The following is a 10,989-nucleotide window of genomic DNA, read 5'->3' on the forward strand; positions in this document are numbered from 1 at the left end:
GTCGCGTTGCAGTAGGCGTAGAGGAGCTTCGCGCCGTGGCGGATGATTCCACCGTGCTCCTGGTCGACGCCCGGGAGGAAGCCGGGAACGTCCAGGAGGGTGACGATCGGGATGTTGAAGGCGTCGCACATCTGGACGAAGCGAGCTGCTTTTTCCGAGGCCTCGATGTCCAGGACGCCTGCCAGGGACTGCGGCTGGTTGGCGACGATGCCGACGACCTTGCCGTCCAGGCGGGCCAGGGCGCAGATGATGTTCCGCGCCCAGCGTTCGTGGACCTCGAGGTAGTCACCCTCGTCGACGAGCTCCTCGATGACCTTGGTCATGTCGTACGGGCGGTTGCCGTCCGCCGGGACCAGGTCGAGCAGCACGTCGGAGCGTCGGTCGGCCGGGTCGTCGGACTCGTGCGCCGGGGGGTTCTCGCGGTTGTTCGACGGCAGCATCGCGATGAGGTAGCGGACCTCGGCGAGGCAGGTCTCCTCGTCGTCGTACGCGAAGTGTGCGACGCCCGACGTCTCGGCGTGCACGTCGGCGCCGCCCAGGCCGTTCTGGGTGATCTCCTCGCCGGTCACCGCGCGGACCACGTCCGGCCCGGTGATGAACATCTGCGAGGTCTCGCGCACCATGAAGACGAAGTCGGTGAGCGCGGGGCTGTAGGCGGCGCCGCCCGCGCACGGGCCGAGCATCACGCTGATCTGCGGGATGACGCCGGAGGCTTTGGTGTTGCGCTGGAAGATGCCGCCGTATCCGGCGAGGGCGGAGACGCCCTCCTGGATGCGGGCGCCCGCGCCGTCGTTCAGGGAGACCAGCGGGGCACCGGCCGCTATGGCCATGTCCATGATCTTGTGGATCTTGGTGGCGTGGGCTTCGCCCAGGGCGCCGCCGAAGATCCGGAAGTCGTGCGCGTAGACGAAGACCGTACGGCCCTCGACCGTGCCCCAGCCGGTGATGACACCGTCGGTGTACGGCTTCTTCGCCTCCAGGCCGAAACCGGTCGCCCGGTGCCGGCGCAACTGCTCGACCTCATTGAACGAGCCCGGGTCGAGGAGCAGCTCGATCCGCTCGCGTGCGGTCAGCTTGCCCTTGGCGTGCTGCGCCTCGGTCGCCTTCTCGCTGGGCCCGCGCAGCGCCTCCGCACGGATCTCGTGCAGTTCGGCCACGCGCCCACGCGCGTCGGTGGGCTCGCCCCCGGGGGAGGCGGTCTCGTCCAAAACGGTCATGTAGCGACCTTACGGAGCGTCCCTGGGGAAACGGACCGTCGACTCTGTACAGTCTCCGGGCTGTTTTCCTGGCACCCCCGGACAGAAGAGGGCGGGGTTACTGAACAAGTGACTGCTCAGGCCCGCGCCCTCTGTGGGGTTCTTACAAAAGCCGTCTCGGAAGCGGGCGGACTACGGGCTACTTCGGGTCGCGGTTGAACTTGGAGGTCGACCAGGAGTAGCCGAGGACGGTCAGGCCCAGGCACCAGGCGGCGGCGAGCCATCCGTTGTGGCCGATCCCGCTGCCCAGGAGCAGGCCGCGCAGGGTTTCGATGGCGGGGGTGAAGGGCTGGTACTCGGCGATGGGCTGGAACCAGCCGGGCATGGTGTCGACCGGGATGAAGGCGCTGGAGAGGAGCGGCAGCAGGACCATGGGCAGTGCGTTGTTGCTGGCGGCCTCGGCGTTCGGGCTGATGAGGCCCATGCCGACGGCGATCCAGGTGAGTGCCAGGGCGAAGAGCACGAGGAGTCCGAAGGCCGCCAGCCACTCCAGTGCGGTGGCGTCGGTGGAGCGGAAGCCGATGGCCACGCCGACGGCGCCCACGAGGACGACGCTGGCGATCGACTGGAGCACGCTGCCGATGACGTGCCCGGTCAGTACGGAGCCGCGATGGATGGCCATCGTGCGGAAGCGGGCGATGATGCCTTCGGTCATGTCGTTGGAGACGGAGACGGCGGTGCCGACCACGGTGCCGCCGATGGTCATCAGCAGAATGCCCGGGACGACGTACGCGATGTACGCGGAGCGGTCCGCGCCGCCGGCGCCGATGCCCGCGCTCATGGCATCGCCGAAGATGTAGACGAAGAGCAGCAGCAGCATGATCGGCGTGAGCAGCAGGTTGAGGGTGAGCGACGGGTAGCGGCGCGCGTGCAGCAGGTTGCGGCGCAGCATGATGTTCGCGTCGCGGACGGCGAAGGCGAGGGAGCTCATCGGACGGTCTCCTTGAGGACGTTGGTGCTCGCATTGCTGGTGCTGGTCAGGGCGAAGAAGACGTCGTCCAGGTCAGGGGTGTGCACGGTCAGCTCGTCCGCCTCGACGCCGGCGGAGCCGAGCCGGTCGAGGATGGAGCGCAGCTCGCGCTGGCTGCCGTCGCTGGGGATCTGGAGGGTGAGGGCCTCGTCGTCCCTCGTGACCCCACGCAAGGCGGTGGCGGCGCTCCGGTAGGCGGCGGGGTCGGCGAACCGCAGCCGCACGTGTCCGCCGGGGACGAGCCGCTTGAGCTCCTCCGCGCTCCCTTCGGCGGCGATCTTGCCGTTGTCGAGGACGGCGATGCGGTCGGCGAGTTCGTCGGCCTCCTCCAGGTACTGGGTGGTGAGGAAGACGGTGACGCCGTCGGTGACCAGTTGCCGGATGATGCCCCACATGTTGTGGCGGGAGCGGGGGTCGAGGCCGGTGGTGGGCTCGTCGAGGAAGATGATGCGGGGGTCGCCGACCAGGGTCATGGCGATGTCCAGGCGGCGCTTCATGCCGCCGGAGTAGGTGGAGGCGGGCTTCTTCGCGGCCTCCACCAGGTCGAAGCGCTCAAGCAGTTCGGCGGCGACCCGGCGCCCCTCGCGGCGGGGGAGGTGGTGCAGATCCGCCATGAGGAGCATGTTCTCCTCACCGGTGATCAGGCCGTCGACGGCGGAGAACTGCCCGGTGACACCGATCGCGGCCCGCACGGCCTGCGGGTCGGCGCCCAGATCGTGGCCGCCCACGCGCAGCTCACCGGCGTCGGCGGTGATGAGGGTGGAGAGGATCTTCACGACGGTGGTCTTGCCGGCCCCGTTCGGTCCGAGCAGCGCGAAGACGGTGCCTGCCGGGATACGCAGGTCTATGCCGTCGAGCACGGCCTTGTCCCCGTAGGACTTCCGCAGCCCGACAGCGGAGACGGCGGCGGGCGGCTCCTGACCGTTGGCATGAATAGACGTGGACATGACAGGTGAAGGCATGGGGCCCTCCAGGTCGAAGGCTGGGATGGAAGGAAGGGGGAGTGGAAAGTGGGCCCGGCTCGGGGGAAGGGGTCAGGCTCGGTGGAAGGTGATGTCGCCCATTCCCGTGCGGGCCCGTAGCTTCAGCGTGTCCGCGGGGTCGGCCGGGGGCTGGGACTCGTCCAGGGGCTGGCGTACCGCACCCGCGCGTGTCCGTACGTCCAGCCAGGCCGCCGTGCCCTCGCGGATACCGATCTCCAGCTGGCCCGCGGCCGTTTCCAGGACCGCTGTGCCGCGCACCAGCTCGCCCACGCGGATGGCGCCGTTGGCGGACCTGACCGTGACGTCCGCCGCCGCGCGGCCGATGGCGACGGAGCCGTTCGACGCCTTCACCGTGAGGTCGCCCCCGATCTCCCCGAGGCTGGTCACGCCGTTGGAGTTCTTGGTCGTCGCCGTGCCCGTGACCTCGCCGAGCCGGATCTCGCCGGAGGCGGTGGTGACACGGGCCGGGCCGGTCACGCGGCCCACGGAGACATCTCCGTACCCCGTGGTCAGCTGGACGTCGGCCGCCTGCTCGACCTGGACGTCACCCGCGGACGTCTTGACCTCGCAGTCGCCGAGCCTGCCCCGCGCCGAGAAGTGCACCAACCCGGTGTTGGTCCGCATCTCGGAGCCGGCCGGCAGCGTGATCTCCACATCGATCGACGAGCCCTTGCTGAACGGGGAACGGTCCTTGGGCCCCTTGACCAGGAGCGTGCCGTTCGCGAACTCGACCCGGGTGTGTTCGGCGGCCTTGATGTCCGCGTCCCGGGTCGCGCTGCTGGGTCGTACGTCGACGACCGTCTCGGTGCCGTCCCCCGCGTTGACGCGGAGCGTTCCGGCGTCGAAGGAGACGGTGGCGGTGATGGGCTTGGGCGTGTCGAAAGCAGGCATGGCTGTCCCGTCCTGTGGCTCGACGAGCCCTATGGGCTCGGGGCTCGATGTCGGTGATGCGTGCGGTCGCGTTCTGGCTGGAGCGCCGTGCGGGAGGTCAGCGAACCCAGCCCGTGTAGCCGTCGCCGAAGGCCGGGCCGCCGCGGTGGCCTGCGGACGCGCCCTGCTTGCCGTCGGGCTGGTCCAGGGCGGCGGAGACCGCGCGGACGAGCCAGGCGTTGACCGAGAGGCCGTCGCGGCTCGCGGCCTCCTCCACGCGGGCCTTGACGTGGGCCGGCAGGCGGAGGTTGATACGGGCCGTACTGCCGTCGTCCGGAACGTCCGAGGCCGAGGCCGGGGGCGCGGCGGGCGGCGCCGGCTTCGACGCCATGAAGGCCCCGTACTCCGCCTGGGCGTCGAAGGAATCCGCCACCGGCGGGGGCGTCACCACGAACTCGGGGTCGAGGCCCCGCAGCCGCACGTCGACCGAGCCCGGCGCGAGATCGCTGGTGATCTCCTCCGCGGCGGCGGACAGGGCGTTCAGAAGCGTGAGCCGGGCGGCCGACTCAAGCGGGGCGGTGAGGCGCTCGGCCAGGGCGCGGGCCTCGTCGCCACCGGCTTCGGCGGCGACCGCGAGCTCCTGCCGGAGCTGGTCGACGTACTGCGTGAGGTTCATGACGCCATAGTGGCTCCATCATGGCGCCATGGCAAGCGCGCACGGCGCCATGGCCGCCGCCGGAGTGGCCACAGTCGCCTCATCCCGCAGGTCAGGCAGGCCGCAGTGAAAGCTGGCTCCGAGGTGGCACCGAAGTGGCGCCATGCCGCCACCGGCATGGCTATGCTGCCGTCGTGTGGGAGAGCGGCGCGGAAGAGCAGATATACCGGGAGACCGTTCTCGTCTGCCTGGAGAGACCCGGCCTGGCCAAGCGGCTGGAGGCGCGGCCCGGAGTCACCGCGGACACCGTGGTCGACGTCATGTGCGCACAGGAGAACGTCTCCCGGGTCCTGCGGGCGTTCGCGTCGCAGCACCGCGCCTACCGCGCGGCCTCGCGCCGGTACCGCCTGGCCGAGGAGCGGTTCGAGGCATCGTCCGCGCTGACGCGTCCGAGTGGACGCGCCGGCTGCGCCTACGTGTTCGCCGTCGTCACCGCCGTCGCGTGGCTGCGCGGCGTCCCCTTCCTCTACGGCCTGGCGGTGCCGCTCCTCGCATGTGTGACCGCCCTGGCCTTCTCCCTGCGGCACCGCGTCGCCCGGAAGCAGCTGTGGCGCTGGGTGTGGACGGGCCTGCTCGGCCTGGCCGCCGGGGCGCTGTGGCTGCCGCTGCGCCAGAAGGGCCACCGCTGGTCCGTGGACATGCGGCTGCACGGCCTGGCGCGCGAAGTACGCGCCGTCGTCGACGAGTTGCTCGGTGACGACCTCGACTCACTGCTGCTGCCCGAGAGCCAGGAGGGGCTGCGCTCCCCGAGCAGCCACCGGTATCTCGTCGAGAGCGACGCCGCCCGGCGCCTGAAGCGCAAGCTCGCGCAGATGGACGGCGGGACGATCGCCGTCAGCGGTCCGCGCGGGGCGGGGAAGACCACGCTTCTGGAGAACTGCGTCGAGCAGGGGGACTTCTTCGTCTCCGCGCACGCCCCGGCGACGTACACCCCGCACGACTTCCTCACCTCCCTCTTCATACGGGTCTGTGAGGAGTACATCTGGCAGGCCGGCTACTCCGCGCCGCAGTTCGTGCGGCTGCCGCACTTCAACCGCGCCGTGCGCCGCTTCGTCCCCGCGCTGAAGCGGCTCGCGCGGTGGCTGGGGTTCGCCGGGCTCGCGGGCGGGCTCATCGCGCTCGGGCTGTTCGCGACGGTGCGGTCCCTGGAGGCCGAGTACGCACCCCGGGCACGGGAGTGGTTCGCCGGGCGCGCCGATCAGGCCACCGGGCTCGCACGCGAGGTGTGGCACGGCGACGCGGCGGGCGCGGGCCTGGTCCTGGCCTGCGCCGGCATGCTCGTCTGGGCGCTGCGCCGGAACAGGGTGATGCCTCCCGTGCTGTTACGGACGGGGCAGCTGCTGTACCGCGGCCTCGTCGCCGCCCTGATCTTCGGGCCCTTCCTCTCGCTCGTCTTCGACCCCGATGTGCGGCGGCACCTGGACGCGCTGGTCGACGACCACCTGGTCTTCCTGCCCCTGCTGCTGTCGGCGCTGGTCTGGCCGATGGGCTCCCGGTGGAGCCACCCGGTCCTGCGCGGCGCCCACCGCCTGTACCCGTACGCCCTCCTCGGCACGCTGCTCTGGCTCGACGTGACCCGCCCGGTCTTCACGGACTCCGAGAACCCGGCCCGCATGTGCCTGTGGATCACCGGCCTGGCACTCGACCAGCTCAGGCACAGGCCCCGGCACCTCTTCCGCCCCGAGCCGAGGCTGGTCGCCGCCTGCCGCAACCACCTCTACCGGCTGCAGACCGTGCAGACGTCCACGGCCGTCATGAACACGGGGGCCACCCAGCTCCTGACGCTGGGCACCTCCCACTCCACGTCCCTGTCCACGGTCCCGCCCAACTACCCGGCGCTGGTCCAGGACTTCCGTACGCTGCTCAAGCACATCGCCCGCACGATGCACAAGGACGAGCGGCGCGTCATCATCGCCATCGACGAGGTGGACCGGCTCGGCACCGACGTGCAGGCGCTCGCCTTCCTCGGGGAGATCAAGGCGATCCTCGGGGTGCCGCGCGTGCACTATCTGATCTCGGTCGCCGAGGACGTCGGCGCCGCGTTCGTGCGGCGCGGGCTGCCGCACCGGGACGTCACGGACAGCTCGCTGGACGAGGTCGTCCACGTACAGCCGGGCGCCCTCGCGGAGTCGGCGGCGATCCTGCGGAAGCGGGCGCCCGGCATCTCCGACCCGTACATCCTGCTCGCGCACGCGCTCTCCGGTGGTCTGCCCCGGGATCTGATCCGGTACGGGCGGCGGCTCCTGGAGATCCAGGAGGCGACCCAGCACTTCGAACTCGCCGACATCTCACGGGCGATGGTCCTGGAGGAGCTGAGCGAGACCCTCTCCGGGTTCCGCACCCTCCTCGCCAAGCAGCGGTGGACCCCGGACACCAGCGTGATCCTCGGCTCCTTCCGCACCCTGGCGGGGCATCTGCGGACCGGTGCCTACCGGGAGCCCGAGCTGCGGCGAGCCCTGGAGTACTTCGCCGTCCACGCGGTGCGGGAGCGGTGGCGCTCCGACGTCCGGGGCGAGGGGCCGCCCGGCGAGGCGGAGCCGCTCATCGACGAGGCGGCCACCTACGCCTACTTCTCCCTCACCCTCCTCGACATCTTCGGCAGCGACGGGTTCGGCCGCCGCCGGACGGAGGCGGCCGGGCGGACACCGGACGGCGATCCCGAGCTGCTCGCGGAGGCCCGCCTCGAACTGGCCGTGTCGCCGTACAGCGCGAGACCGCTCATAGACGGGATACGGCGGGCCTGGGGTCTGTCGACACACGCCGAGTAGCCGGACGTCTCCCTCGACCTGGAGTCCAACGGCTGCGCCACCGATCCGATCACCCCTGCCGCGACCCGCGTCCGCGCGTTACGGTGTCGCCGTGCCGGAGTTCATACAGCAACTGCCCGCGCTCATCGGCGTGATCGTCGGTGCGCTCGGGTCGTACATGGCGATCATGCGGGGGGACCGGGTCCGCTTCCGGCGTGAGCAGGCGGCCCGCTGGGAGGAGCGGCGGCTCGCGATCTACACCGAGTACGCCCGGGTCCTGAAGCAGTCCGTCACCCTGACCTACCGCGTCGCCGCCCACCTCGGCAACGATCCCCACCCGCACCCCCTCTCCCCCGAGGCGGCCGCGCCGCACTTCACGGAGGCCGCGGACGCCCGCGACCCGGCCGGGGAGGCGCTGCTCATGCTGGGGGCGCCGGACGTGGTGGACAAGGCGCGGATCTGGGTGCTCACGGTGATCGAGATGGAGCGGTTCCTGCGCGACGACACGCACGACCCGGACGCGTGGGCCGGAATGCTGGAGCGACAGCGGACCGCGCGGCAGGGGTACTACGCGGCGGTACGCCGGGACCTGGCGCTGCCACCGGGCCATTCGGGCCGCTGGTCGGTATCGGCCCCCTGAGACCACCGAGCGACGGCCGGGCGACGGCCGGGCCTAGAACCCGCTGCCCCCGCCGAAGTCCCCGCCACCTCCGAAGTCGCCGCCGCCCCCGAAGTCCCCGCCACCGCCGCCGAAGCCGCCACCGAAGTCCCCGGGGTCGAAGTCCGCCCCCGAGTAGTCCCCGCCTCCATAGCCGCCGCCGACATCCCCGTACCCGGCGCCGTAGTCCGCTCCGTACGCGGGGCCGGCCATCATTCCGCCGAGCATCGTGCCGATGAGCATCCCCGGCAGGATGCCCCCGCCGAAGTAGCCGCCGGCCCACGGCCCGTACGCGGGTCCCGCCTCCCAGTAGGGCCGCCGCTCCCCGGACTCCGTGGCCACGGTCCGCACCATCGGGTCCTGGCCGTCCGCGAGACGCGCCGCGTCCGCCGCGCACACCGGGACCTCACGCTCCGCACCGCCGACCGGCGCCCACATCGCGTCCTTCACCGAGGGGCCGTGCCGCGGGTCGAAGAAGCACGGGGCGCGCCGCTCCGGCAGCTCCCGGCCCTCGCGCCGCGCCGCGAGCAGGGCCAGCGAGAAGCGTCCGTCCTCCAGTGCCTGGGTCACGCCCCGCACGTCGTCGGGGCGCGTCGCCGCCGCCATGTACGACTTGGCCTTCTCGTACGCGTCGAGGGCACGCTCGTAGTCGGCGCGCATCGCGTCGTCGGCCCCCGCCTCCGCCGGGTGGAAGTCGAGCCGGTCGAGCTCCTCGCCGAACGCGGTGATGTCCTCGTCGACGACGACGGACAGCTTGCGCAGCGCCTCGCGCCGCACCTCGTCGTGGCGCCGCTTCTTGCGCCGGATCACGGCGTACGCACCGACGCCACCGGCGACGATGACCACACCGACGCCCGCGAGGGCGCCCACGGAGACGCCGTCGCCCTCGGGGCCGCCGCTCCAGGACTGCGGGGCGCTGCCGGGGATCTGTGTGATGGCCTCGTCGACGAAGTCGTTGAGCTGGGTGTTGGTGTCCTCGCCGCGCACCAGGGAGACGAGGTTGGCGACGGCGTTGCGGCTGAGCACGGAATGGTCGGCCCTGGCGTCGAAGCCGTCGCCGAGCCGTACCGCGTACACCCCGGTCACGCCCGTCTCGGTCCGCAGCTTCTGGAAGATGTCCTGCCGCGGGAAGTCCTGCGGCAGCACGGCCACGAACACCGGCTTGTCCGCCTGCTCGATCTTCAGGGCGAGGGCGTCCGCCTGGGAATCGGACAGCTGGTCCGACGCCGCGGGGTCGACGTACACCGGGCTCTTCTCCCAGGCCTCGGCCACCTCGGACGTACTGGACGCGGCCGACGCCCCGGGCGCCCCCGTGAAGGACGCGGCGCCCAGGGCGAGCAGCAGCCCGGACAGCCCCACACTGATCCGCTTCGTCCTGTTCCTCATACTTAGAACGTAACTCAGCGGGGCCGTCGAGGGAGGTTCGGGGAGCGGCTACTCGACCGGCTCGACCCCGGCCCGCAGCAGCCCGTACGTGTACGCGTCCTCCAGCGCGTCCCACGACGCCGCGATGACGTTCTCCGCGACGCCGACGGTCGACCACTCGCCGACGCCGTCGCTCGTCGAGATCAGCACCCGCGTCGTGGAGGACGTGCCATGCTTGCCTTCCAGGATGCGGACCTTGTAGTCCACCAGCTCCAGCTTGGCGAGCTGGGGGTAGATCCGCTCAAGGCCGACCCGCAGCGCCCGGTCGAGGGCGTTGACCGGGCCGTTTCCCTCCGCCGTGGCGACGATGCGCTCGCCCTTGGCCCAGAGCTTCACGGTCGCCTCGTTGGCGTGTGTGCCGTCGGGGCGGTCCTCGACGATGGCCCGCCACGATTCGACGCGGAAGTACCTCCGCGCCCTGCCCTCGGCCTCCTCCCGCAGCAGCAGCTCGAAGGACGCGTCGGCGGCCTCGTACGTGTAGCCCTTGAGCTCGCGCTCCTTGACCCGCTCCACGACGCGGCCGACCAGCGCGCGGTCGTCGCCGAGGTCGACGCCCAGCTCCTTGCCCTTGAGCTCGATGGAGGCCCGTCCCGCCATGTCGGAGACGAGCATGCGGATGCGGTTGCCGACGAGGTCGGGGTCGATGTGCTGGTAGAGGTCCGGGTCGACCTTGATCGCGGAGGCGTGCAGGCCCGCCTTGTGGGCGAAGGCCGAGACACCCACGTACGGCTGATGCGTGGAAGGCGTGAGGTTGACGACCTCGGCGATGGCGTGCGAGACACGGGTCATCTCGCGCAGCGAGCCCTCGGGCAGGACCCGCTTGTCGTACTTCAGCTCCAGGGCGGCGACGACCGGGAAGAGGTTGGCGTTGCCGACGCGCTCGCCGTAGCCGTTGGCGGTGCACTGCACGTGTGTGGCGCCGGCGTCGACGGCGGCGAGGGTGTTGGCGACCGCGCAGCCGGTGTCGTCCTGGGCGTGGATGCCGAGCCGGGCGCCGGTGTCGGCGGCGACGGTGGAGACGACGGCCTGAACCTGGGCGGGCAGCATGCCGCCGTTGGTGTCGCACAGGACGACGACGTCGGCGCCCGCTTCGGCGGCGGCCCGCACGACGGCCTTGGCGTACTCGGGGTTGGCGCGGTAGCCGTCGAAGAAGTGTTCGCAGTCGACAAAGACCCGGCGGCCCCGCGCGACGAGGTGGGAGACGGTGTCGCGGACCATCTCCAGGTTCTCGTCCAGGGTGGTGCGCAGGGCCAGCTCGACATGGCGGTCGTGGGCCTTGGCGACCAGCGTGATGATCGGGGCGCCGGACTCCAGCAGCGCGCCCACCTGCGGGTCCTCGGCCGCCCTGGCGCCCGCGCGGCGGGT

Annotated in this window: 9 protein-coding genes; 2 read left to right on the top strand and 7 right to left on the bottom strand. The window is 71.5% G+C overall.

Annotated elements, in window-relative coordinates; all coding sequences use genetic code 11:
- The 5 genes from ACWDZ7_RS41895 to ACWDZ7_RS41915 all read right to left on the bottom strand — a co-directional run.
- On the bottom strand, positions 1 to 1,217 hold a 1,217-nt coding region (locus ACWDZ7_RS41895), incomplete at its 3' end, for an acyl-CoA carboxylase subunit beta (protein ID WP_451804084.1).
- 178 nt (positions 1,218 to 1,395) lie between these two features.
- On the bottom strand, positions 1,396 to 2,187 hold the full coding sequence (locus ACWDZ7_RS41900; RefSeq protein WP_451804086.1) for an ABC transporter permease: 792 nt from the start codon (positions 2,185 to 2,187) through the stop codon (positions 1,396 to 1,398).
- On the bottom strand, positions 2,184 to 3,188 hold the full coding sequence (locus ACWDZ7_RS41905; RefSeq protein ID WP_451804088.1) for an ATP-binding cassette domain-containing protein: 1,005 nt from the start codon (positions 3,186 to 3,188) through the stop codon (positions 2,184 to 2,186). Before ACWDZ7_RS41905 ends, ACWDZ7_RS41900 begins: the two co-directional genes overlap by 4 nt.
- Before the next feature lie 72 nt (positions 3,189 to 3,260).
- The gene (locus ACWDZ7_RS41910) at positions 3,261 to 4,100 is read right to left on the bottom strand and encodes a DUF4097 family beta strand repeat-containing protein (protein ID WP_451804090.1); all 840 of its coding nucleotides are present in this window, start codon (positions 4,098 to 4,100) and stop codon (positions 3,261 to 3,263) included.
- Between the two features lie 97 nt (positions 4,101 to 4,197).
- The gene (locus ACWDZ7_RS41915) at positions 4,198 to 4,755 is read right to left on the bottom strand and encodes a hypothetical protein (RefSeq protein ID WP_451804092.1); all 558 of its coding nucleotides are present in this window, start codon (positions 4,753 to 4,755) and stop codon (positions 4,198 to 4,200) included.
- Between the two features lie 173 nt (positions 4,756 to 4,928).
- On the opposite strand from ACWDZ7_RS41915, the gene ACWDZ7_RS41920 reads away from it, so the two are divergent.
- A complete protein-coding gene (locus ACWDZ7_RS41920) occupies positions 4,929 to 7,562 on the top strand; it encodes a P-loop NTPase fold protein (RefSeq protein WP_451804094.1) in 2,634 nt (877 codons plus the stop codon).
- A 91-nt stretch (positions 7,563 to 7,653) separates the two neighbouring features.
- Positions 7,654 to 8,181 carry a hypothetical protein gene (locus ACWDZ7_RS41925; protein ID WP_451804096.1) on the top strand — a complete coding sequence of 176 codons (528 nt, stop codon included), beginning with the start codon at positions 7,654 to 7,656 and terminating at the stop codon, positions 8,179 to 8,181.
- A 33-nt stretch (positions 8,182 to 8,214) separates the two neighbouring features.
- On the opposite strand, the gene ACWDZ7_RS41930 is transcribed toward ACWDZ7_RS41925, so the two are convergent.
- Entirely contained in the window at positions 8,215 to 9,585 is a 1,371-nt protein-coding gene (locus ACWDZ7_RS41930) for a hypothetical protein (RefSeq protein ID WP_451804098.1), read from the bottom strand.
- Positions 9,586 to 9,633: 48 nt separating this feature from the next.
- The coding region (gene cimA / locus ACWDZ7_RS41935; protein WP_451804100.1) for a citramalate synthase at positions 9,634 to 10,989 on the bottom strand (1,356 nt) is incomplete at its 5' end.

The sequence above is a fragment of the Streptomyces sp. NPDC003032 genome (assembly GCF_053591415.1).

Bases quoted from the DNA above. Each gene is read 5' to 3' on its own strand.
- ACWDZ7_RS41900 (WP_451804086.1), bottom strand. From the start codon at position 2,187: ATGAGCTCCCTCGCCTTCGCCGTCCGCGACGCGAACATCATGCTGCGC.
- ACWDZ7_RS41930 (WP_451804098.1), bottom strand. From the start codon at position 9,585: ATGAGGAACAGGACGAAGCGGATCAGTGTGGGGCTGTCCGGGCTGCTG.
- ACWDZ7_RS41905 (WP_451804088.1), bottom strand. From the start codon at position 3,188: ATGCCTTCACCTGTCATGTCCACGTCTATTCATGCCAACGGTCAGGAG.
- ACWDZ7_RS41915 (WP_451804092.1), bottom strand. From the start codon at position 4,755: ATGAACCTCACGCAGTACGTCGACCAGCTCCGGCAGGAGCTCGCGGTC.
- ACWDZ7_RS41910 (WP_451804090.1), bottom strand. From the start codon at position 4,100: ATGCCTGCTTTCGACACGCCCAAGCCCATCACCGCCACCGTCTCCTTC.